The following is a 22,676-nucleotide window of genomic DNA, read 5'->3' as shown; positions in this document are numbered from 1 at the left end:
TAATCTAAATCGGTTAACATCTTATGAGTGTCGGTCAAAAAGATTTCCGTCCAAGCTTACCGGCATTCGCCCAGCAGAAGACGTTGATGGACTTTCTGCGCTCCTGGCATCGCTGGCGCGGCCAGAGCCTTGTGCCGAAGCGTTCCCAGATAAAACTCCATGATATGCCGGATCTGATGCGGGGTATGATGTTGCTCGATGCTCATGGGCCGGACACGTTTATTTTCCGTTATGCAGGGAGCATATTTCAGGAAGCATATGATTATGATTTCACCGGATTAAACTACCTTGATATAACCTCTCCGGGTGACAAAAGCATACGGGCGCGGCGGCTTTGGGCACAGGCATCGCATCCCGTCGCGTCGGTTTGGATGACGCCGTCCGTGCGCGATATCAATTTTATCGGCGTTAGTGTGCCTATATGGCCGGATGCGCCGGACACCTATACTAAAATAATGCAGGTGCTTATCCCCGTTCGGGACCCGCATCATCTGGCCTCTGAGCGGCGGCAACGTGGCCAGGGGAAGGTCGAACGCTCAACCTCTTTCCGATACCTCGATATTGGGGCGGGGATCCCGGAGGACGATTTGCAGGCTTAACTCGCTGTGCCGCCGACAGTTAGCCCATCCACCCGCAATGTTGGTTGCCCGACGCCCGCGGGGACGGTTTGTCCACCCTTACCACATGTACCAACGCCGCGATCCAGTTTCAGATCGTTGCCAATCATCGACACGCGCTTGAGCACATCCGGACCGTTGCCGATCAGGGTTGCGCCCTTGACCGGTTCCATAACCTTGCCACCCCGGACGCGGTAAGCTTCGGTGCAGGAAAAAACAAACTTTCCCGACGTAATGTCCACTTGGCCGCCACCAAAGTTCACCGCATATAAACCGTCATTGACACTTGCCAGAATTTCACCAGGGTCTTTGTCACCTGCAAGCATGAATGTATTGGTCATGCGCGGCATGGGTTGGTGCGCGAAGCTTTGGCGGCGGCCATTACCGGTGGGGGCCATGCCCATCAGGCGGGCGTTCAGGCGGTCCTGCATGTACCCTTTGAGGATGCCATCTTCGATCAGTACTGTACGTTCGGTTGGGGTGCCTTCGTCATCTACAGTCAGGCTGCCACGTTTGTCTTCAATCGTGCCGTCATCGACCACCGTAATGCCTTTTGCAGCAACCTGCTCGCCCATAAGGCCTGCGAATGCGGATGTTTTTTTACGGTTGAAATCGCCCTCAAGGCCGTGACCGATCGCTTCATGCAACAGCACGCCCGGCCAGCCAGGGCCCAGAACGACTGTCATTTCGCCTGCTGGCGCATCAACACTATCAAGGTTCACTCTAGCCTGGCGAATAGCTTCCTGCACCTGTGCCTGCCAGCGCGCTTCATCAAACAGGAAATCATAGGCCTGCCTGCCACCCAAGCCTTCATATCCCGTTTCCTGCCGCTCGCCGTCGCCCATGACGACCGAGACGTTCAGCCTTACAAGTGGGCGGATGTCGCGTACACGGTGGCCGTCGGCACGGATGATCTCAACCGCTTGCCAACTACCGAGGAGACTGGCGCTAACCTGCCGGACGCGCTCATCCTGCGCGCGGGTGTATGCGTCAATTTCCTCCAGTAGCTTGACTTTGCGCCCGAACTCGATCCCGCCTAGTGGATTGGCGTCAGAATATAGCTGCTTGTTGGTGCGGGTCGGGGCAAGGCTCATGGAGCCGCCATCGCCGGTCCTGATGGCGCGTACAGTTTCTCCGGCCCGTCGAATTGCTGCTTCCGAGAGTTCGTTCGAATGCGCATAACCGGTTGATTCGCCCAACACTGCACGCAGGCCGAAGCCCTGGCTTGAATCAAAACTGGCGGATTTCAGCCGACCGTCATCAAAAGTGAAGGACTCGGATTGTGTCGCTTCGAGGTAAAGTTCGCCATCCTCCATACCGGAAAGGGTTTCACCCACCAGCGTCTCCGTGCGCGATTCATCCAGATCGGACTCTTTGAAAAAGAAATTCAGCGACGCGGGGGCATCGGACATGGAGGTACTCCTCACTTGAGTTTTTGGCGGAATATTGCGTCGAATTGCCGCATTTTCTACCCTAAGATCAGGTTTAACATGATATCCTAGCCCGCAAAACGCAAGACGGCGGGGTGAAAAATTAACGATTTTCGGCAGAAAAATGGCTGTAAGGCATCTCTCGGGCTTGAGCCTGAGAAAACGTCTGGTATAACGTGCCCGCATTCAAGTCGACTGCTTTGATGCTCAGGAGGGTCAAAGCGCTGTCGAACCACCGGTCGGTTATTGCCATAACCAGCTGGTTGCCCGGGTAGGGTAGGAACAAAAGGAAAGCAGAACTATGAACGTCAAAAGGCTTACCGCCGGAGTTATGGCCGCTCTTGTGGCATTTTTCGGTTCTACGGTTGGCGCGATGGCTCAGGACCGTGTAGGGGCGCCCAAGGATAAGGGTTTGTGGCTTCAGGAAGCCGCCTCGGAACAGGCTGCCAAAATTGCCGATTTTAATGAGCTTCTTCTGTGGGTCATTACCGTCATCACAATCTTCGTATTCATTCTTATGTTTTACGTGATGTGGCGGTACCGTGAGAAGGCGAACCCTGAACCATCAAAGACCAGCCATAATACGCTGATCGAATTTATCTGGACGGTTGTGCCTATCGGCATTCTCGTGGTGATCGGCTTTGTTTCGATCCCGCTGCTGTATTATCAAGATGTGGTGCCAGAGACGGAGTTTGCGGTTAATGTGACCGGGAACCAGTGGAACTGGACCTATGCATACCCAGACCATGACGGTATTGAGTTTACTGCTTCTGTAGTGCCTGACGGTGATCACGTCGAAGGTTCGGCTGAGCGTGCTGCTGCTGAGCAGTTGCTGTCAACTTTCCTCGGTCGCCCGGCAAAGCTGAATGCACGCCTGCTCGATACGGATGTGCGCCTCGTTATACCTGTGGATACCAAGGTGAAAGTGCAGCTCACTGCATCTGATGTGATCCACTCGTGGACGGTTCCGTCTCTTGGTGTGAAGCTTGACGCTGTGCCCGGTCGTCTTAATGAGACATGGTTCGAAGCGAACGAGATTGGCACCTACTATGGCCAATGTTCCGAGCTTTGTGGTAAGGATCATGCCTTTATGCCGATAGCGGTAGAGGTGGTCTCCAAAGAAGAATTCGCCAAGTGGCTGGAGTACGCGAAAGCAGAATATGCTGACGCGGGCACTACAGCTTTTGGTCGCTAGTAGCGTAGGGAAAGGAAGAGCAATGGCTCACGAAAACCCGACTGGTTGGAAACGCTGGGTCTATTCGACCAACCATAAAGATATCGGCGTTATGTATCTCTGGTTCGCTTTCATCGCGGGCATGATCGGCTTTACCATGTCCGGTCTGATGCGCATGGAGCTTATGGAACCGGGCGTTAACTTCCTGCCAGACCTTCTCGGTATGACGGAAGATCAGGCGCGGCACATGTTTAACGTACTGACCACCGGCCACGGCCTTATCATGGTATTCTTCATGGTGATGCCTGCATTGATTGGTGGCTTTGGTAACTATTTTGTGCCGCTCATGATCGGTGCGCCTGATATGGCGTTCCCGCGCATGAACAATATCTCCTTTTGGCTGATGCCTCCTGCCTTCATCTTGCTCCTGCTGTCCACTTTTGTGGAAGGCACAAGCGGCATGGCCGGCTTCGGTGGCGGCTGGACAGCCTATGCACCGCTGTCGACATATGGCCACACGGGGCCGTCGATGGATTTGGCGATCCTGTCGCTTCACGTGGCAGGGGCTTCCTCGATCATGGGTGCAATCAACTACATCACCACTATCTTCAATATGCGTGCCCCGGGCATGACAATTCACAAGATGCCGCTTTTCGCTTGGTCGATCCTGATCACGGCGTTCCTTCTTGTGTTGTCGCTGCCGGTGCTCGCTGGTGCCATCACCATGCTGCTGACGGACCGGAACTTCGGTACCACCTTCTTTGACCCAGCTGGCGGTGGGGACCCTATCCTGTACCAGCACCTGTTCTGGTTCTTCGGTCACCCTGAAGTATACATCATGATTCTGCCGGCCTTCGGGATTGTCAGCCACATTGTGTCGACCTTCTCCAGAAAGCCGGTGTTCGGCTACCTCGGCATGGCATACGCGATGGCGGCGATTGGCTTTATCGGCTTTGTTGTGTGGGCTCACCATATGTATACGGTTGGTCTTGATGTTGACACGAAGGCTTACTTCGTTGCGGCAACCATGGTTATTGCGGTGCCGACCGGGGTGAAAATCTTCTCCTGGATCGCAACGATGTGGGGCGGTTCCATCCGTTTTGAAGTGCCGATGATGTATGCGATTGCTTTCATCCTTCTGTTCACTTTGGGTGGTGTTACGGGTGTTGTGCTTTCCAATGCTGGGGCTGACGTGCCGCTTCATGACACCTATTATGTGGTCGCACACTTCCATTATGTGCTGTCGCTTGGTGCCGTGTTTGGTATCTTTGCCGGTCTTTACTACTGGATCGGCAAGATGAGTGGTAAGCAGTATCCGAATGGCTTGGCGAAACTTCAGTTCTGGATCACCTTTATTGGTGTGAACATGATCTTCTTCCCGCAGCACTTCCTTGGCCTTCAAGGTATGCCGCGCCGCTATGTGGATTACCCGGACGCGTTCGCTTACTGGAACAAGATCTCCAGCTATGGCTATTTGCTGACATTGGTTGGCGTGCTTTTCTTCATCCTTGTGATGGCTATGACCATCTTCAAGAAGAAGAAAGACTGTCCGGACAATCAGTGGGGTGAAGGTGCAACCACTCTTGAGTGGACGCTAAGCTCACCTCCGCCGTTCCACCAGTTCAACGAACTGCCGCGCATCAAGTAAGATCGCAAGTTCAAGAAGGAACAATGTTTTGGCAGATAGCCTGACATCCTACAGTGACAGCTCTCAGCCTTCCGCAATGCGGGAGGCTGAGGCACGTGATTTCTTCGCGCTTCTCAAGCCGCGGGTGATGTCACTTGTTATTTTTACGGCCTTTGTGGGCCTTGTGGCGGCACCGGGTGAAATGAACCCCGTGCTGGCGTTTGCCGCGATCGTGCTGATTGCAGTGGGTGCCGGGGCCAGCGGTGCCCTTAATATGTGGTATGACGCCGACATCGATGCCATTATGTCGCGCACGGCCTCCCGGCCTATCCCGGCAGGCAAGGTAACGCCGGGCGATGCGCTGGGGTTTGGCACCACCCTTAGCATTGCAGCTGTGGTGCTGCTTGGGCTGATTGTGAATATCACATCGGCCGCGTTGTTGGCGCTGACGATTTTCTTTTATGTGGTGATATACTCCATGTGGCTCAAGCGCCGCACGCCGCAAAATATTGTCATTGGTGGTGCTGCAGGCGCCTTTCCGCCCATGATCGGCTGGGCTGCGGTGACGGACAGTGTCACGATTGAGAGCATGGTGCTGTTCGGCATCATCTTTCTATGGACACCACCGCATTTCTGGGCGTTGTCGCTTTTCATATCCAAGGATTATGAAAAAGTAGGTGTACCCATGCTGCCCGTAGTAGCTGGTGAAGCCGAAACACGGCGGCAGATATTGCTTTATAGCCTTCTTGTCGTGCCGTGCGGCATTGCGCCCTATTTTATGGGATTTGCGGGTCCAGTATACGGTATTGTATCAAGCCTTCTGGGCGCTTGGTTTCTTGTGCTTGCCTTCATGGTGTGGCGCGGAGCAGAGAAGGCTGACCGGAAGCTGTTTGCGTTTTCTATTCTGTATCTGTTTGCTGTGTTTGCCACGTTGGCGGCAGAGCGTCTTATCGCGGGAGTAATCGCATGAACGACCAGTCTGAAGTGCACGCTCGCATGAAAAAACGGAACCGCGTTCTGGGGCTTTCGCTCGCGGCTTTTGTCATCCTGATCGCGGTTATCAGCTTCTTTAAAATCAAGGCTTTGGCACCGTGACTGACGCGAGCAAAAAAAATAGCCGTATGGCGCTTGTGGTTGGCGGTGTCGCTGTCGGCATGGTGGGCATGGCATATGCCGCTGTGCCGCTTTATGACCTGTTCTGCAAGGTAACCGGTTATGGCGGGACCACGCAGCAAGTGGACATCGGCAGCGATGTGGTGCTGGACCGTCCAATGCGGGTGCGTTTCAACGCGGCTGTTCACCGGGATATGCCTTGGCAGTTCAAACCGGTGCAGATCAGCCAGAAAATGCATGTGGGCGAACAAAAGCTTGCCTATTTTGAGGCGTATAATCCAACCGATAAAACAATTGTAGGTACAGCGACCTATAATGTCACGCCGCACAAGGCGGGTGAATATTTTGCAAAGATTGAATGTTTCTGCTTTACAGAGCAGGAGTTGAAACCGGGCGAGCGGATGAGTATGCCGGTTGTCTATTTTATCGATCCTCTTATTGATGAGGATCCGAACTTGGAAGAAGTTAGCGAAGTCACTCTTTCTTACACCTTTTTCGTCAAAGAGATTGCAGACGATAAGGCGGAAAGTTCGGTGGGACGCTAGTGCTAGGGTCAGAAAAGGGGGCCGGCACCATGTCCGGCACTTGTTAGGAGAGAATTTATGGCTGGCGACGTGAAACACGATTACCACCTGGTGAACCCGAGCCCATGGCCGGCGGTGATGTCTTTTGCGGTTCTGCTGCTCACGATTGGTGCAGTGTTCACGATGAAACCGGATGCCGAGCTTTTTGGCATGACAGGCTTTGGCAAATACCTGTTCGCATTGGGCTTTATGGGCGTTATCTACACGATGTTTGCATGGTGGAAAGATGTCGTCAAAGAAGCAAACCAGGGCGACCATACGCCGGTGGTGCGGATCGGTCTGCGGTATGGCATGATCCTGTTTATCGCGTCTGAGGTGATGTTCTTTGTCGCGTGGTTCTGGGCGTTCTTCAACGCGTCGCTGTATCCGCACATGCCCATCGCCAACTTTGGTGATTTTTGGTCGGTGGTTGGCAACGAAGCACCTTGGCCACCAGAAGGTATTGAAACATTTGATCCGTGGCACTTGCCGCTAATGAATACGCTCATCCTTTTGCTGTCAGGCACCACGGTGACGTGGGCACACCATGCGATCCAGCACGGCGACCGCGACGGCCTTAAAAAAGGGCTGTGGATTACAGTTATTCTTGGCGCACTATTCTCATGCGTTCAGGCCTACGAATATGCGCATGCGGCATTTGAGTTCTCGGGTAACATCTACGGCGCAACTTTCTATATGGCGACGGGTTTCCACGGGTTCCACGTTCTTGTCGGCACTATCTTTCTGGCGGTGTGTTTGGGGCGTGCCTATAAAGGAGACTTCACACCAGACCACCACTTTGGCTTTGAAGCGGCTGCATGGTACTGGCACTTCGTCGATGTTGTGTGGATCTTCCTGTTTTTCTGCATCTACATCTGGGGTGGCGCATAAGCCATGGCCGGACAGGCAGATACCAACAATACTGAAACCGACCGGGGGCAATCCTTCCGGTCGGTTTCGCCTTATAAGGCCGGGTTGCACGCCCGATGCCCGAACTGTGGCGAGGGCAAGCTGTTTGTGAATGGGCTTGCTGTTCGCGATCAATGTGACATTTGTGGCTTTGACCTCTCAGGTGCGGACCCGGGTGATGGCGCGCAGGTTTTTGTGATTCTCATCATGGGCGCGCTTTCGGCGCTTCTGGGCTTTCTCGTCGTGGGTGCCTTTGGCTGGCCACTTTGGGCTGTCGCTATGACGCTGTTTATCTTCATCGTTGGCGGCAGTGTGTGGATGTTGCGTATTTTCAAAGCTTTGTTGATTGCACTGCAGTTTCATCATGACGCGCGTGAAGGTTCGTTGCGGGATGACACACGCGATGAATAAGCGTTTCAATCCGGGCCGCCCGTTGACCGCCACTGTTTTCATATGCCTGCTGATCTTGATTGGTCTTGGCACCTGGCAGGCACGGAAGGTTGGCCCAAAGACCGAGTTGTTGGCGCAAATAGAGTCAGGTTTGGACAAAGACCCCTTGCCGCTTCCGGTGCATCTGGATGACCCGACCTCGCTTGATTACCATCGTGTCAGCTTCAGAGGTGAACTAATGGCCGCGGAGCCCGTCCGGGTCTTTGCGACTTCGCTTGACGGTAAAGCAGGTTATCATATTTATATGCCGGTAAAGAAACAGTACGGCATGGCGGTATTGGTCAACTTTGGCTGGATACCTGTACAGATGCGTGTCAACCCCGGCCTGCCCGTTGGCGAAACGCTGGATGTCACGGGCGTACTGCGTACAAGTGCAGTCCCAGGTAGCATGACACCGGAGAATGATGCGCAAGCAGGCAACTGGTATACGGCGGATGTATATGAAATGGCGCAGGCTTTTGGGTTGCGCACCAAAGAGTTTTACCATTTCCGTATCTTTGCCGATGCGGATGTGCTGGCGGCGGATTGGCCTAAGGGTGGACAGGTGCGTGTGGATATCCCGAACAACCATTTCCAATATGCGCTGACATGGTACGGCCTCGCGCTCGCTCTTGTCGGAGTCTATCTTCTGTTTGGTTTTAAACGGGGCAGGGAAACAGGCAATGCGGGCGTTGCTTAGCCTTGCATCCGCGGCCTTCTGCGCCTAAGACTAGGCGCTCGTAATTTTCGTAAAGCTGAGTAAGATAACCGTGAAATATATTTCTACCCGTGGACATGCAGAAAGTCTTGATTTCGAAGGCGTAACCCTTACCGGCCTGGCTCGCGACGGCGGCCTTTATGTACCGGAAGAAATTCCTGTGTTCAGCGCAGGTGATATCAGGGCCATGCGCGGCAAAACCTATGCCGAGGTAGCCTTTGAGGTTATCAATCCATTTGTGGGGGGCTGCCTGACGGAGGGTGAACTCAAGCGGATGCTTGATGGCACCTATGACGAAAATTACGGGGGTCAGTTCAGGCACCCGGCTGTTGCGCCGCTGGTGCAAACCGGCAATAACGATTGGCTGCTTGAGCTCTTTCATGGCCCGACCTTAGCGTTCAAGGACTTTGCTTTGCAGCTTCTTGGTCGGTTCTTCGATCATTTCACCGCCAAGCGCGGCCAGAAGCTCACCATTCTTGGCGCAACATCGGGGGATACCGGCTCTGCTGCGATCGAAGGGTGCCGTGGACGCGATAATGTTTCCATTTTCATGCTGCATCCAAAAGGGCGTGTATCAGATGTGCAGCGCCGCCAGATGACCAGCGTGATTGAGCCGAACGTCGTGAACATCGCCGTTGACGGTAACTTTGACGACTGTCAGGCGCTGGTGAAAGCGTGCTTTAATGACCTTGCTTTTCGGGATGAAGTTGGCCTGACGGCGGTAAATTCGATCAACTGGGCGCGGGTGATGGCCCAGATTGTTTATTATTTTACATCTGCCGTGGCGCTTGGCGCACCGGATCGCAGGGTTTCATACAGCGTGCCCACAGGCAATTTTGGGGATATTTTCGCCGGGTATATTGCCAAGAAAATGGGCCTGCCTATCGAGAAGCTGGTGATTGCCACCAACTCAAACGATATCCTTGCCCGCACGCTTGAGACGGGCCGCTACGAACGGGGTGATGTTTATTCCACCCTGTCTCCCAGCATGGATATTCAGATATCTTCCAACTTTGAACGTATGCTGTTTGAGATCGCTGGCCGTGACGCTGACGTGATTCGCCGCTATATGGATGACCTTTCCAGCACAGGTGGTTTCACCCTGGACAAACCTCACCATGATGCCCTCACGGCGTTGTTCGCCGCAGAGCGGGTGGATGACGACACCACAAAGTCTGTGATGCAGGAACTCTATGCGTCGTCTGGCTATATTGCTGACCCACATACTGCAGTGGGCATTGAGGCTGCGAATATATGTCTGCCAGATGACGGCGCACCGCGCGTAACCCTTTCGACGGCACATCCGGCTAAATTCGGTGATGCAGTACAGCAGGCAACTGGTGTCGAACCAGTATTGCCTCCCCACATGGCGGACCTTATGGGCCGGGATGAGCGAATGATCGACCTTGCAAATGACGCATCTTTACTTCAGGCCCGTGTACGCGAAGGGGGCTGGTCTTGAGTGTCGAGATCACCCGGCTGTCAAACGGCTTGCGGATCGTCAGTGAAAGTCGGAAATCTATCCAGACTATTGCGGTGGGTGTATGGGTTGATATTGGTGCGCGGCACGAACCTGCTGCATTGAACGGTATTACCCACTGCCTTGAACATATGTTGTTCAAAGGGACAAACCGGAGGTCTGCACGCGATATCGCTTTCGAGATTGAAGCTGTCGGTGGCCATATGAACGCCTATACTTCACGCGATAACACCACCTATTATGCACGCGTCATGAAAGGGGATATGGAACTCGCGCTCGACCTGTTGTCAGATATTGTTCTCAACAGTACTTGTGCCGAGCTCGAATTAAAGCGCGAAAAAGAAGTTATACTGCAGGAGATCGGGCAAGCGGTCGATACACCGGACGATATTGTCTTTGACCACCTGCAGATTGCAGCGTACCGAGACCAGTCTATTGGGCGCGCCATCCTTGGCGAGCCAGAAACAGTACAGGCGCTAACAAGCGTGGACCTGCAGTCCTATCTTGCCGAAAACTATACTGCCTCGAACATTGTTATTTCAGCTGTTGGCAACCTTGAGCATGATGAACTGGTCCGGTTGGTTGAAGAAAAATTTGGTGGGTTGAAAGCAGGGTCGCCAACCAGAACGCAGAAAGCTCGGTACACCGGTGGTCGTATCGCAGAGAAGCGCGACCTTGAACAGGTGCATATTGCCGCTGCATGGCCGGGTTGCTCCTTCACCCACCCTAACTATTATGCACTTCAGGTGTATTCGACCATTCTCGGGGGCGGGATGTCTTCCCGTCTGTTTCAGGAGGTGCGGGAAGAGCGCGGGCTCGCCTATTCCGTCTACAGTTTTACCAGTAGTCACAAAGATACCGGTATCTTCGGGATATATGCTGGTACCGGCCCAGATATGGCCACCGAAATGATGCCCGTCATCAAGAGCGAAATGGAAGCATTGGCGAGGGGCCCTTCGGATGAGGAATTCACCATCGCCCGTGCGCAACTGAAATCCGGTCTGATGATGGCACTTGAAGCTACGACGTCCAGGATGGAGCAGTTGGGAAGACAATTGTTGGTCTTTGACCGCGTATTGCCGACCGAGGAGATGGTCTCGAAAGTTGAGACCGTGAGCAAAGGTGATGTGGCAACAATTGCGGCCAGTGTAGTTTCATCAAATTCGTCAAGTATGGCGATCATCGGCGGCGGAAATTTAGACGCCATTACTTTTTAAATACCTATCGGATACTCAAACGATCAACTGAATTGCTTCAGCTTCTAAGCGCGTAAGTATTGAGGAATACTTTGTTAGGTGGTATTATCCCGTTCGCAAATTTGCGGGGGGATTTTTGTTGTTAAGTGCTGAAGTATGCCAATTGCTTGGCTATTGGACCTCTCTTGGAGGTGGCCTGACCGTTCCGGCTCGGCCCTCCCTTGATTTGCGTCAGCTGACGAGTCTTATGCCGTGGATGTTCATTCTGGAGATGAGCGCCGACGGCAGTCTGCGATATCGTCTTGCGGGCTCGTCGCTGGAAGAGGCGGTGGGTCGCGGCATGGCAGGCCGAACGTACTGCGACATTTTCTCAGACCGCGAACAGGCCGCTATCATGGAGGAGCTTTATGCCGTCGCGCTTGTGCAGGCATGCGGTATTTTGCGTACCGGAGGGCTTTCCTTTGAGGATAATCAACGCTTCGATATGGAGGTTCTGGCGCTGCCTTTTGTCGAAGCGCGCGCGATGGGCGGGATCATCCTTGTGGGCGTCGTACGTCCGTTTGATACTGCGAATATGGGGTTTGTCGATCGTTGGGGCGGGTTCAGGCAGGATATTTCCGAGATACTGGTTGTACCTTCGCCGAGGGTGATGGGACTGGCGCAACTTTCGCCGCGCGTGACTGCAGCACTTGAGTTGCTCAATATCAAGGTCAAGGCACTTGATGTGGGGCGATTGCTTGAAATTGAGAAGAATGGAGGCGTTCCAGGTCTTCTTGGGCTACCGTCTTTTGACCTTGAAACCCTGAGCGGCGAACAGGTGCAGGGTCTGAACTAGCGGGAACGCATCAGGCATGGCCTGCATCAGACGAAAGCATCGACACATTAACACCAAGCATTGCCATGGCGCGTGGCCATTTCTGTTCGAGCTCCGTGTTGAAGATTATTTCGTCGTCTGCATCCGATGTTAACCAGGCATTATTTTGAATTTCCTGTTCCAGTTGCCCAGCGCCCCAGCCGGCATAACCAAGTGCCATAAGGTGGTGACGCGGACCTTTGCCAGCAGCAAGCGCCTGAAGGATATCAACGGTCGCTGTAAGCGCCAGTGTTTCTGACACAACGAGGGTACTCTCTTGCACAAAATCGGCGCTGTGCAGAACAAAACCGCGACCAGGTTCAACCGGTCCTCCGGCGTGAATGGGAAGGTCCGGCACATCGTCTTCTACATCGATATCCAGTTGATCAAGCAGGCTCTCAAATGTCAGTCCGCTAAATGCCTGATTGATGACGAGCCCCATCGCCCCCGACTCATCATGAGAGCAAAGATATATCACGCTACGCTCAAAACGCGGGTCGGTCATGCTGGGCATGGCCAGCAGCAGTTTACTGTCTAAAAAAGTCGACGTCGTCATATGTCTCCCTTTGTCTTTTGCAATCTTAACGCGGATGAGGCGTATACGCAATTGGCAGTGGCCGCAACGGTGCATAATGAAGCATGCGTTCAATGCGTATTAACAGCAATGTGAAGAAAGGCTACTGGTGCCGTCCGGGGCTTGTTGTTAAATAGACCGGGAAGCAAGCAAGGAGCCCGATATGCGATTGTTCGCATTTGCATTGAGTATTTTGACGGTGTTTGCCAGCGCACCAGCAACCCTGCATGCGGGGGAGAGCGCATGGCAGGACCATCAGGGTATGCTTGAAACGCGTATTGTTTCAGCGTCTGCCGACATGGGAGGCGCCGACGGCAGCCTTTTTGCCTGGGAGGCCAGACTGGCGCCTGGATGGAAAACATATTGGCGTTCACCTGGCGAGGCGGGCCTTCCCGTTCGGGTGCAACTGGAGGGACAGCCGATCGAGCTTGAGTTTCCGTTCCCGGACAGGTTTGAACTGTTTGGCCTTGAGACATACGGTTATGCCAACAAGGTTTTACTGCCATTTTATGCAGAAGTAGAGCGCGGCCAGCCGCTAACCGTTACGTCCGACTTCATGGTCTGCAAGGATATATGTGTCCCTTTCGTCGCGCGCTATAAACTGGAGCCAGCGGATATAGCACCTGAACGCTCCGTCCACGATTTCCGCATTGAAACCTGGCTCGGGCAGGTGCCTGACCGCAAGGGGGAGGCGGATGTCGGCCTCAGGATCATTTCAGCGCAGGTGATGGGCACGCCGGGTCATCAGCGCGTTATTGTTGAAGCAGTAGCCGACACAGACCTGTCAAACGCGGATATGCTGGCTGAGGCGGGAGAGATGTTCCATTTTGCGGCACCTCAGATGCGGCTGCTTGAAAACGGAGAAAAAGCACGCTTTGTCCTGTTGGGCATGACAGGGAAAAAGCCGGAAGACTTGCGCGGTAAAACCGTGAGATTGACTTTTACTGATGGCCATGGGCATGCCATCGACAGAAAAGTTAAGCTGGAGCCATAAGTAGGCTTTTCAGGTGGGGCGCTATCCCTATATGGTACAGCGACAACACGGTACCCTCAGGAGCACATGATGACAATTAAAGTTGGTGATAAAATTCCCTCTGCCACGCTGACAAAGATGACAGCCGATGGCCCTGGGCCGATTTCTACAGATGAGTATTTTGCTGGCCGCAAGGTGGCGCTGTTCTCAGTACCGGGCGCTTTCACGCCGACATGTTCGGCAAAACACCTGCCGGGTTTTGTTGAAAATGCCGACGATATCCGCGGCAAGGGTGTAGACGAGATAGCCTGCGTCGCAGTCAATGACGTGTTTGTCATGGATGCTTGGGGTAAAAGTGCAGGCGTTGATGGCAAGGTGACCATGCTTGCAGATGGCAACGCAGCATTTGCGCAGGCAATGGGCCTTGAAATGGATGCAACAGGCTTCGGTATGGGCAAGCGTTCCAAGCGTTTTTCGATGATCGTCGATAACGGTACCGTTGCCGAACTGAACATTGAAGAGCCGGGTGCCTTTCAGGTGTCAAGTGCGGAGCATATGTTGTCACAGCTCTGATAATCAGGTCTCAGGATCGACTTTGGAAAAGGGTGGCTGCGGCCACCCTTTTTTGCTGAGTATAATATACCTATATATGTTTCACACACATGCGTGTGTGAACTGGACATCGATTGGTAGGGGAGGCTTTGGCCATGCTTGAAATGTCGTCAATTGTAGTGGGTTTGGTTGTTCTGTTCGTGATTGTGCTTATTTTCTCAGGCGTCGTCATGGTCAAGCAGGGGTATGAATATACTATCGAACGCTTTGGGCGTTATACGAATACTTTGTCTCCAGGCCTTCATCTTATCATGCCGCTTGTGGACCGGGTGGGTCATAGAATGCTGATGATGGAACAGGTGCTGGACATCCCGACACAGGAAGTTATCACGCGCGACAATGCGATGGTCGCGGCAGATGGCGTCGTGTTCTATCAAGTACTAGATGCGTCGAAGGGCAGTTATGAGGTCAATAACCTCCAGCTTGCGATCCTGAACCTCACTATGACAAACCTGCGTACTGTCATGGGGTCTATGGACCTTGATGAGTTGCTTTCCAAACGGGATGATATCAATGCAAGATTGATGAGCGTTGTTGATGAGGCGACACAGCCTTGGGGGGTCAAGATAACGCGGATCGAAATCAAGGATATCGAGCCGCCAAGAGATATTGTCGATGCCATGGCGCGACAAATGAAAGCGGAGCGGGAAAAGCGCGCAGCGATTCTTGAGGCAGAGGGACAGCGGGAGTCCGAGATCAAGCGCGCCGAAGGCCAGAAAAGGGCGGCCATTTTGCAGGCCGAAGGTCGGCGGGAGGCCGCGTATAAAGACGCCGAAGCGCGTGAACGAGAGGCCGAAGCCGAAGCCAAGGCTACGGAGATGGTTTCCAAGGCTATCGGTGAAGGCAACGCTCAGGCGATCAATTATTTTGTCGCCCAGAAATATGTGGAAGCCTTGCAGGGCTTTGCTCGTTCACCCAATGAAAAACTTATTTTCATGCCGATGGAATCCACCGGTATCATAAGTTCGCTGGGTGGTATTTCCGAGTTGTTCAAGGAATTGAACAAAGACGGAACGCCTCGTCGGTCGGTTGGTAGCGTGCCGAGAACGGAGTAGATACATGGAAGAGCTGTTTATCTGGGGGGCGGAGAATGCCCATTGGCTCTGGTGGGCGCTTGGCCTCCTGTTGCTTGCGGGTGAAATGGTGATCCCCGGCGTTTATCTTTTGTGGATCGGGGTGGCGGGCCTGGCAACCGGCCTTGTCGCCTTCTTTATGCCTGGCATGGGCTTCGACGGGCACGGCCTTGTCTTTGCTGTTTTTGGCGCAGCGTCCATCTACATTGGGAACAGATATTTCTATACGCGGTTTAAAGAAGCGGGGGAGCCGACTGTCAATACCCGCGGCGGTTATCATGTGGGCAGGGTCTACTCGGTCTGTACTGCGATAGTGAACGGGCGTGGCCATGTAACAGTTGGTGACAGCCGCTGGCTTGCGGAAGGCCCTGATATGCCCGAAGGTGCAAAGGTAAGGGTGATTGCGGTACAAGGTACAGTGTTGATGGTTGAGCCTCTGCGAGATTGACAGGACCGTCTTTTTCGCCCATCAGCATTCAATGACATTGGCCAGCACGATGAAATCTTATGCGGCCGCTTGGTTGACGAGCGGTACGCAGCTTCAGTTCAGGCGTTCCGCCTTTGAGCTTATGCGACGCATCGAGCATAAACCGCATGAATTGATTTATTTCCACCGGTCAGACGACCCCTACAGCCAGTTGATGGTTCAGGTGCTTCCCGACCTGGCGGCCCGTTTTGATGTGGTTATTCGACCGCTGGTCGTCGAACGTTTGCCAGCCGCTATGTATCCGGACCCACAGCGCTTTGAGGCATACAGCATCCTTGATGCGACACGCCTGGCACGATTATACGGATTGGGCTTTCCGTCCAGTGCGACTGTGCCGGACCGACTCGCGGTGGGAATGGCGAACAGGCATCTGACCAAACTGCAGAATGATCCAAATTTTTTCGCGGTAGCGGAGGAAGTCGGCGCCGCACTTTGGCGGCAAGATATCAAGGCCGTTCGTTCCTTATGCGTGGCGGCTGATATTGACGAAAAAACGCTTGAAAATAATGAGCGGCTTTTGCGCAGTCTTGGGCACTATGCCTCTGGGAACATATTTTACGGCGGAGAGTTTTATCCGGGCCTCGACCGGCTCGACCATCTGGAGCGCCGGTTGAACCGCCTTTCCCTTGGTGACAACGAAGTGCACTTTGAACTTACGAGGCTATGGCGGTATGGCCTGGAATCCATGGACCGCAGTGTCTCGGGGCGTACGCTGGAGCTGTATTTTTCCGTTCGTAGCCCGTATAGCTACCTTGGCCTGTACCATGGGGCCGAACTGGCAGCAAAGACCGGACTAAGGCTGAAACTGAAGCCGGTTATGCCTATGGTCATGCGAGGGCTCAAGGTGCCTCCGACCAAAGCACGTTATATTTTGCACGACACCGCCCGAGAAGCCCGGATGGAGAATATTCCGTTTGGCCGGGCTGTTGATCCCCTTGGTCTCGCCACAGAACGGGCAATGGCCTTGGGGTTCCGGCTTGCGGAGGACGGAGAAGATCTCGCCTTTTTCAAAGCTTTTACCAGAGCAGTATTTGCGGAAGGAATTGATGGCGCGACAGATCAAGGCCTGAGCCGAGTGCTTGCCCGTGCGGGGATATCTTCGTCGAAGCTGTCGGGCGCGCTGTCGCCTGATGTGTGGAAACCACGGGCTGAAAAAAATAGGCAGATGATGCTGATGAGCGGCAGTTGGGGGGTGCCAACTTTCAGGATTGGTAACGAAACTCTTTGGGGGCAGGACCGCATGTGGGCCATTGTGGAGGCACTCAAACAGCATTGATCTCATCCAACGCTCGGTTGAACGCTCTGGTGCTGTGCTAAGATTGACTATTCTTCCCGCCCATTTATCTTCAGTGAGTTATAGAAGGGGTGCCTCGGGCTGGGGCTCTCGGCACACTGTGCATGGGGATGTACAGGAACAGATTTGGGAAATAGACACGTGAACATAACCACAAAATTACGCATGAGCTTTTCTGCACTTGCGCTTGTTACACTCGCCGCCTGCACTGGTGCGCAGGTCGACAACGCGGCATCAGATAGCAGCACACCAGATTTTAGCGCCAACCGTATTGAGGCAGACATTACTTTTCTCGCCGATGATCTTCTGCGTGGCCGCGACACCGGCAGTGAGGGCTACCGTATCGCCGCCAATTATGTGGCCGCAGAATATGCCCGGCTTGGCTTAAAGCCGGCAGGTGACGATGGTTCTTATCTTCAGGAAGTCCCGTTTCAGAAAGCCAAGCTTGATCAGGAAGCGGCTGCGATGTCTCTGGTCATCGACGGTGAGGAAAAAGTGCTGGCTTTCCCTGACGATTTTTATGTGGGCAGTGACGTGCGCGCACCCGGCGGTGACGAGACGGGCGATATTGTTTTTGCGGGTTACGGCATTTATGCTCCTGAGTTGGGCCATGACGATCTGTCAGGACTTGATCTGGACGGCAAAATTGTGCTGGTGATTTCCGGCGCACCGACAAGCTTTCAAACCGAAATTCGAGCGCATCACGGTTCGTCTACTACCAAGAGAGCCGAGCTTGCAGCGCGCGGTGCCAAAGGTTTCCTGACCGTCAATTCATTATCTAATGAAAAGCGCCGACCATTTTCCCGCCTGAAGAAATATGTTGATTACGAGGCGTTCGATTGGGTCATGCCTGAGGGGGAAGGCAACGAACAGCGTATGATTTCCGCGTCGGCAACTATCAGCCATGATGTTGCGAAAACCATCTTTGCCGCCGCAGGGAAATCGTTCGATGAGGTCATGAACGAGGCTGAGACCGGCGCACCGGAAGGTTTTGCCACGGGGGTTGTTACCCACATCAAACGCGAAAGTGTCTTGTCTGATGTTTTCAATAGCCCAAACGTGCTTGGTGTCATTGAAGGCTCTGACCCTGTGCTTAAGAATGAGTATGTGATTCTTTCCGCGCACCTGGATCATATCGGCATAAGCCTTCACCCCAAAGGGGATGACAAGATCAATAACGGGGCAATTGACAACGCGACGGGTGTTGCGGTGATGATGGAGGTTGCACGCGCTTATGCTCAAAGTGACGTCAAGCCACGCCGTTCCATTCTCTTTGCCGCAGTAGTGGCGGAAGAAAAAGGCCTGTTAGGCGCAGAGTATTTTGCACATTTCCCGACGGTCGAAAAAGCCAGCATGGTGGCCAACGTCAATCTGGACATGCCGATCCTGCTTTATGACTTCAGTGATGTGGTTGCTTTTGGTGCCGAGCGGAGCAGTCTTGGTCCGGTAACAGATGAAGCTCTTGCTGAAATTGGCCTGAGCCTGAGCCCGGACCCGATGCCGGAAGAAGGCATTTTTACCCGTAGCGACCACTATCGTTTTGTACAGCAGGGTATTCCATCAGTGTTTCTGGTGACCGGTTGGGGAAAAACCGAACTTGGCGAAGATGGCGGCGCCATTTTCCGCGAGTTTCTCGGGAAAACCTATCACTCACCCCATGATGATCTCACGCAGGCCATCAATTATGAGGCCGGTGCCAAATTTGCCAAAGTCAACTGGTTGATCGTGAATGCCGTTGCCAACGCTGATGAGCGGCCAACATGGAATGACGGGGACTTCTTTGGGAAGACCTTCTCAAAATAGATTACGCGCATTCATTACCAAAGGCGCTGCCTGCAGGCGGCGCCTTCTTTATTTTCAATGTTCATTCACTGCCATGGCCAGCGTATAAAGACCTGTACGAAGTAAGGCTGAGAAAGCATCCCCGTGATTTGCCATCAGCGCAATCGCGATGTCGTGTTCGGGGTCAACAAGAAGTAGCGCAACCCCGCCCATTGACCCTCCTGAGTGCCAAACCAGATGCTCGTGTACAACTGGCGTATAATTCGTCAGTCCTTCACGAATCAGGCGTGCATGCATGTTGCTTGCGGTCATCCATCCAATACCAAACCCGCTGGGTTGTCCGGCTTGTGTAAATTGCTCGGTGAACAGAAGGTCCAGCGTTTGCGGCTGGAGAAACCCGGGCTTTGTGTGAGCCAACCCAAAGCGAGCGACATCAGCAGCAGTAGCGATAAATCCACCTCCCGCCCATTTGTAGCTATTATCCACAAAGGGGGCGATGACGGGGTGGTCGTTCTCTGTAACGTGAAACCCGGAAAGCGCAGGAAAATTAAGGGTTATATCTTCTGCTGCCGTGTCGCGCATCTCCAGCGGGGAGAAAACCTTATCCTGCATGATCGTCAGGAAAGAGCTGTCGGCGGCGCCTTCGAGAGCAGCGCTGATCAGGTTCCATGCATGGCTTGAATAAGCGACCCTTGTGCCCGGTTCGTAAATCAATGGGTCAGCAGCAACCATCTGGATGCCACTTGTTACGGTATCGAAATGATGTGTGTTCAGGAACTCATCGCCTTTATAGTGACGGATGCCGCCCATATGTGCAGCAGCCTGACGAATGCTGACGGGCCAACGTTTTTTTGTGAAGCTGGGCACGTAGGAGTTGATCGGTGCGTCGAGATCAAGTTTACCTGCCTCATACAGCTTGCCAATAACGGCGGCCGTGAAAACTTTTGAAATACTGCCTACCCGCATCTGTGTGTCGGCACTGACGCCATCGCCACTTTCCACGTTTGCGGTGCCGAAGCCAGCGGCATAAACAATTTTTCCGCTTTTGCCCACGGCGACTGTCATGCCCGTGACAGTCGGGCTGCTCAGTTCTTGCTCAATGGCGACAGGCAGGTTGGAATCAAGCGTGGACCCCAGGTCAGCCGTGACCGGTGCCGTTGTAAAAAGAGCCATGGCAACAAAAATGCTGCGCTGGAATGTATGCATATTTTCCCCCGAAAATTCCCCATCCAAGCGGAGTATATCGGCCGGTATCAGCAATTACCAGAGGTAGCAACAAGCTTTGATAATGTGATCTACAGCCTAAGGTTTGTAGGGCGCCATGCCCTGGTTGGCGAGAGCGTCCGCCCGCTCATTGCCAGGGTCTCCGGCGTGGCCTTTAACCCAGATCCAGTCGATGTCATGGCGGGTAACGGCGCTGTCAAGCGCCTGCCAAAGGTCTGCGTTCTTGACCGGTTTTTTTGCAGCTGTCCGCCAGCCTTTTGCTTTCCACCCGTGGATCCATTTGGTGATGCCATCGCGGACATAGGTGCTGTCCGTGTGCAACATGACATGACAGGGACGTGACAAGGCATTCAAGGCTTCAATGGCGGCAGTCAGTTCCATGCGGTTGTTGGTGGTGGCCATCTCGCCGCCCGTCAATTCTTTTTCATGGTCACCATAGAGGAGCAGGGCGCCCCAGCCTCCGGGCCCCGGATTGCCGGAACAGGCGCCATCGGTATATATCTCAACCGGCCTTTTTTTAGACAACATAGTCGGCCGCATCCCGTACTTGCTGGTGAAACTTTAGCCGGCGGACATAGTCCATCGGGTCGTGTGGCTTTACCACTGCGTCCTTGACCGGGTTCAGCCAGTCGTAAAGCCGAGTAAGCAGGAACCTTAAAGCTGCCCCGCGGCACAATACGGGCAACGCGGTAACCTCAGCCCCGGACAGGCGTCGGTGAATGTCATAAAGCTCCGTCAGGCGTTTGGCACGCGCGGCATCAAAACGCTGAGCATCGTCAAAACACCATGCATTGATGCAGATGGCGATGTCGTAAGCAAAATAATCGGTGCAGCCAAAATAGAAGTCGATCACCCCTGTGATTTGATCGCCGGTAAACAGTACATTGTCGGGAAAAAGGTCAGCGTGGATGGTGCCACGCGGCAGGTCCGAGGGCCAGGCCGCGTCAAGGTATGCCAGTTCATTGTCAATCATGGCGCTCAAGCCGGGCAATACCTCATCCGCGCGCTCGCGGATGGTGTCCGCCAGCTTGTGCCAGCCACCGAGTGACAGGTCATTTTCGCGCACCTCGTCAAAGCCGTCGGCCGCTGTGTGCATTTGTGCCAACATGGCGCCGAGAGCGGCGCATTGATCCGGACTTGGTTGGTTGACGCTGACGCCTGAGAGGAAGCTGATCAGGCACGCTGGCCGGCCGGCAAGCGTCTTGAGCGCATCGCCTGCGTTGTCGCGGATTGGCAGCGGGGAAGGGACGCCTTGGCTCGCCAGATGTTCCATCATGTTGAGGAAGTAGGGCAGGTCTTCAGGGTCCGCGCGCTTTTCATAAAGCGTTAGGATGAAACGCGCCTTAGTGGTCTCAAGCAGGTAGTTTGAGTTTTCAACACCTTCGGCAATGCCCTTGAAACTGATAGCTTCCCCCACGTCATACTGGGCGAGAAACTCAGCGAGTGTGCGGTCATCCACTTGGGTATAAACCGCCATCAGGCAACGTCCTTCAAAATCGGCGGCACCTTGAAAGTGACATCTTCTTCCGCCGTGGTGATGAGTTCGACCCGTGCGTCATACCGTTCCTTAAGTGCGTCGATGACTTCTTCCACCAGTATTTCAGGTGCGCTGGCGCCAGCGGAAATGCCAACCGACTTCGCGCCCGCGATCCAGTCCCAGTCAAGATCGGCGGCGCGCAGCACAAGGCGTGCAGGGCAGCCCGCTTTTTCCGATACTTCCACCAGACGGCGACTGTTTGAGGAGTTGCGGGAGCCGATCACAATCACACGGTCAGCCTGTTTGGCCACTTCCTTCACCGCGACTTGCCTGTTGGTGGTCGCGTAGCAGATGTCTTCCTTCTTCGGCTTGGTCAGCCCGGGGAAGCGGCGTTCAAGGGCCGAGACAATTTCGGCCGTGTCGTCCACCGACAAGGTCGTCTGGGTCACGAAGGAAAGCTGGTTGGCGTCAGCCAATTCTATGCGTTCAACATCTTCCACTGTCTCAATTAGTGTCATGGACCCATCGGGTACCTGCCCCATGGTCCCAATGACTTCCGGGTGCCCGGCGTGTCCAATCATCAGGATGTGACGGCCACGGGACTGGTGGCGTTCCACCTCACGGTGCACCTTGCTTACCAGAGGGCAGGTGGCATCCACATATATCATCTTGCGGGCCTCGGCCTCGGCGGGGACCGCCTTGGGCACGCCGTGGGCGGAGAAGACAACCGGCACGTCATCCGGTACTTCAGACAACTCATCCACAAAGACCGCCCCTTGCGCTTCAAGGGCTTCCACAACATAGCGGTTATGGACAATTTCGTGTCGCACATAAACGGGCGCACCAAATTTCTTGATTGCGAGCTCCACAATCTTGATTGCACGGTCAACGCCCGCGCAGAAACCGCGCGGGTTGGCCAGCAGTATGGTCAGTGGAGCGGTGTTCGTCGATGCCATGTGCATCTTCTCCTCGGGAATAATTCCCCCTTTAGCTACCTTTCATGAAAGCGCGGGTCAAGGCGCAGCGTGTTTCCTGCGGCGCTTTTAATCATGCTTTTCCAGCCCCATTTTT

The 22,676-nt window shown here is 54.0% G+C and carries 24 protein-coding genes; 18 read left to right on the top strand and 6 right to left on the bottom strand.

Going from position 1 to position 22,676, the window contains the following annotated elements; translation table 11 throughout:
• Positions 1–86: 86 nt before the first annotated feature.
• Positions 87–599, top strand: coding sequence for a PAS domain-containing protein (locus ACN0VM_RS13305; RefSeq protein WP_417451378.1), 513 nt, complete (start codon positions 87–89; stop codon positions 597–599).
• On the opposite strand, the gene tldD is transcribed toward ACN0VM_RS13305, so the two are convergent.
• Positions 596–2,029: a metalloprotease TldD gene (gene tldD, locus ACN0VM_RS13300; RefSeq protein ID WP_417451377.1), complete on the bottom strand. Its 1,434-nt coding sequence runs from the start codon at positions 2,027–2,029 to the stop codon at positions 596–598. The two genes, ACN0VM_RS13305 and tldD, sit on opposite strands and share 4 nt — an antisense overlap.
• A gap of 319 nt (positions 2,030–2,348) precedes the next feature.
• On the opposite strand from tldD, the gene coxB reads away from it, so the two are divergent.
• The 11 genes from coxB (at position 2,349) to ACN0VM_RS13245 (ending at position 12,091) form a co-directional block, all read left to right on the top strand.
• Complete coding sequence (coxB, locus tag ACN0VM_RS13295; RefSeq protein WP_417451376.1) at positions 2,349–3,242, top strand: cytochrome c oxidase subunit II; 894 nt, start codon at positions 2,349–2,351, stop codon at positions 3,240–3,242.
• A gap of 22 nt (positions 3,243–3,264) precedes the next feature.
• Positions 3,265–4,869, top strand: a complete 1,605-nt coding sequence (gene ctaD / locus ACN0VM_RS13290; RefSeq protein ID WP_417451375.1) for a cytochrome c oxidase subunit I — start codon at positions 3,265–3,267, stop codon at positions 4,867–4,869.
• A gap of 76 nt (positions 4,870–4,945) precedes the next feature.
• The gene (locus ACN0VM_RS13285; protein WP_417451392.1) at positions 4,946–5,818 is read left to right on the top strand and encodes a heme o synthase; all 873 of its coding nucleotides are present in this window, start codon (positions 4,946–4,948) and stop codon (positions 5,816–5,818) included.
• Positions 5,815–5,943 carry a hypothetical protein gene (locus ACN0VM_RS13280; protein ID WP_417451374.1) on the top strand — a complete coding sequence of 43 codons (129 nt, stop codon included), beginning with the start codon at positions 5,815–5,817 and terminating at the stop codon, positions 5,941–5,943. Before ACN0VM_RS13285 ends, ACN0VM_RS13280 begins: the two co-directional genes overlap by 4 nt.
• A complete protein-coding gene (locus ACN0VM_RS13275) occupies positions 5,940–6,506 on the top strand; it encodes a cytochrome c oxidase assembly protein (protein WP_417451373.1) in 567 nt (188 codons plus the stop codon). Before ACN0VM_RS13280 ends, ACN0VM_RS13275 begins: the two co-directional genes overlap by 4 nt.
• A 57-nt stretch (positions 6,507–6,563) precedes the next feature.
• On the top strand, positions 6,564–7,415 hold the full coding sequence (locus ACN0VM_RS13270) for a cytochrome c oxidase subunit 3 (protein WP_417451372.1): 852 nt from the start codon (positions 6,564–6,566) through the stop codon (positions 7,413–7,415).
• Between the two features lie 3 nt (positions 7,416–7,418).
• Positions 7,419–7,844, top strand: coding sequence for a DUF983 domain-containing protein (locus tag ACN0VM_RS13265; protein WP_417451371.1), 426 nt, complete (start codon positions 7,419–7,421; stop codon positions 7,842–7,844).
• Positions 7,837–8,562: an SURF1 family protein gene (locus tag ACN0VM_RS13260; RefSeq protein ID WP_417451370.1), complete on the top strand. Its 726-nt coding sequence runs from the start codon at positions 7,837–7,839 to the stop codon at positions 8,560–8,562. Before ACN0VM_RS13265 ends, ACN0VM_RS13260 begins: the two co-directional genes overlap by 8 nt.
• 70 nt (positions 8,563–8,632) lie before the next feature.
• Positions 8,633–10,042, top strand: a complete 1,410-nt coding sequence (gene thrC, locus ACN0VM_RS13255) for a threonine synthase (protein WP_417451369.1) — start codon at positions 8,633–8,635, stop codon at positions 10,040–10,042.
• A complete protein-coding gene (locus ACN0VM_RS13250) occupies positions 10,039–11,277 on the top strand; it encodes a M16 family metallopeptidase (RefSeq protein ID WP_417451368.1) in 1,239 nt (412 codons plus the stop codon). Before thrC ends, ACN0VM_RS13250 begins: the two co-directional genes overlap by 4 nt.
• A 115-nt stretch (positions 11,278–11,392) precedes the next feature.
• Positions 11,393–12,091, top strand: coding sequence for a PAS domain-containing protein (locus ACN0VM_RS13245; protein WP_417451367.1), 699 nt, complete (start codon positions 11,393–11,395; stop codon positions 12,089–12,091).
• Positions 12,092–12,101: 10 nt separating this feature from the next.
• Here ACN0VM_RS13245 and ACN0VM_RS13240 read toward each other — a convergent pair whose 3' ends face one another.
• Positions 12,102–12,665, bottom strand: coding sequence for a YqgE/AlgH family protein (locus tag ACN0VM_RS13240; RefSeq protein ID WP_417451366.1), 564 nt, complete (start codon positions 12,663–12,665; stop codon positions 12,102–12,104).
• A gap of 181 nt (positions 12,666–12,846) precedes the next feature.
• Between ACN0VM_RS13240 and ACN0VM_RS13235 the strand changes: the two genes are divergently transcribed.
• The 6 genes from ACN0VM_RS13235 (at position 12,847) to ACN0VM_RS13210 (ending at position 18,925) form a co-directional block, all read left to right on the top strand.
• Entirely contained in the window at positions 12,847–13,677 is an 831-nt protein-coding gene (locus tag ACN0VM_RS13235; RefSeq protein ID WP_417451365.1) for a protein-disulfide reductase DsbD domain-containing protein, read from the top strand.
• Between the two features lie 69 nt (positions 13,678–13,746).
• Positions 13,747–14,229: a peroxiredoxin gene (locus tag ACN0VM_RS13230; RefSeq protein ID WP_417451364.1), complete on the top strand. Its 483-nt coding sequence runs from the start codon at positions 13,747–13,749 to the stop codon at positions 14,227–14,229.
• Positions 14,230–14,363: 134 nt separating this feature from the next.
• On the top strand, positions 14,364–15,323 hold the full coding sequence (locus ACN0VM_RS13225; protein ID WP_417451363.1) for an SPFH domain-containing protein: 960 nt from the start codon (positions 14,364–14,366) through the stop codon (positions 15,321–15,323).
• 4 nt (positions 15,324–15,327) lie between these two features.
• A complete protein-coding gene (locus ACN0VM_RS13220; protein WP_417451362.1) occupies positions 15,328–15,789 on the top strand; it encodes an NfeD family protein in 462 nt (153 codons plus the stop codon).
• Positions 15,790–15,838: 49 nt separating this feature from the next.
• Complete coding sequence (locus ACN0VM_RS13215) at positions 15,839–17,104, top strand: DsbA family protein (protein ID WP_417451361.1); 1,266 nt, start codon at positions 15,839–15,841, stop codon at positions 17,102–17,104.
• Between the two features lie 159 nt (positions 17,105–17,263).
• Complete coding sequence (locus ACN0VM_RS13210) at positions 17,264–18,925, top strand: M28 family metallopeptidase (RefSeq protein WP_417451360.1); 1,662 nt, start codon at positions 17,264–17,266, stop codon at positions 18,923–18,925.
• Positions 18,926–18,979: 54 nt separating this feature from the next.
• Here the strand turns inward: ACN0VM_RS13210 and ACN0VM_RS13205 are convergent, their stop codons facing one another.
• The 4 genes from ACN0VM_RS13205 to ispH form a co-directional block, all read right to left on the bottom strand.
• Complete coding sequence (locus tag ACN0VM_RS13205) at positions 18,980–20,110, bottom strand: serine hydrolase domain-containing protein (RefSeq protein ID WP_417451359.1); 1,131 nt, start codon at positions 20,108–20,110, stop codon at positions 18,980–18,982.
• A 96-nt stretch (positions 20,111–20,206) separates the two neighbouring features.
• Positions 20,207–20,656: a ribonuclease HI gene (gene rnhA / locus ACN0VM_RS13200; RefSeq protein WP_417451358.1), complete on the bottom strand. Its 450-nt coding sequence runs from the start codon at positions 20,654–20,656 to the stop codon at positions 20,207–20,209.
• Positions 20,646–21,605: a homoserine kinase gene (thrB, locus tag ACN0VM_RS13195; protein WP_417451357.1), complete on the bottom strand. Its 960-nt coding sequence runs from the start codon at positions 21,603–21,605 to the stop codon at positions 20,646–20,648. The genes rnhA and thrB overlap by 11 nt, the downstream gene beginning before the upstream one ends.
• Positions 21,605–22,561: a 4-hydroxy-3-methylbut-2-enyl diphosphate reductase gene (ispH, locus tag ACN0VM_RS13190; protein WP_417451356.1), complete on the bottom strand. Its 957-nt coding sequence runs from the start codon at positions 22,559–22,561 to the stop codon at positions 21,605–21,607. The genes thrB and ispH overlap by 1 nt, the downstream gene beginning before the upstream one ends.
• Positions 22,562–22,676: the final 115 nt, after the last annotated feature.

It is taken from the genome of Kordiimonas sp. (genome assembly GCF_048260245.1).
Taxonomy (GTDB): domain Bacteria; phylum Pseudomonadota; class Alphaproteobacteria; order Sphingomonadales; family Kordiimonadaceae; genus Kordiimonas.
Note: the sequence above shows the minus strand (reverse complement) of the source record. Positions and strands in the feature narration are given on the sequence as shown.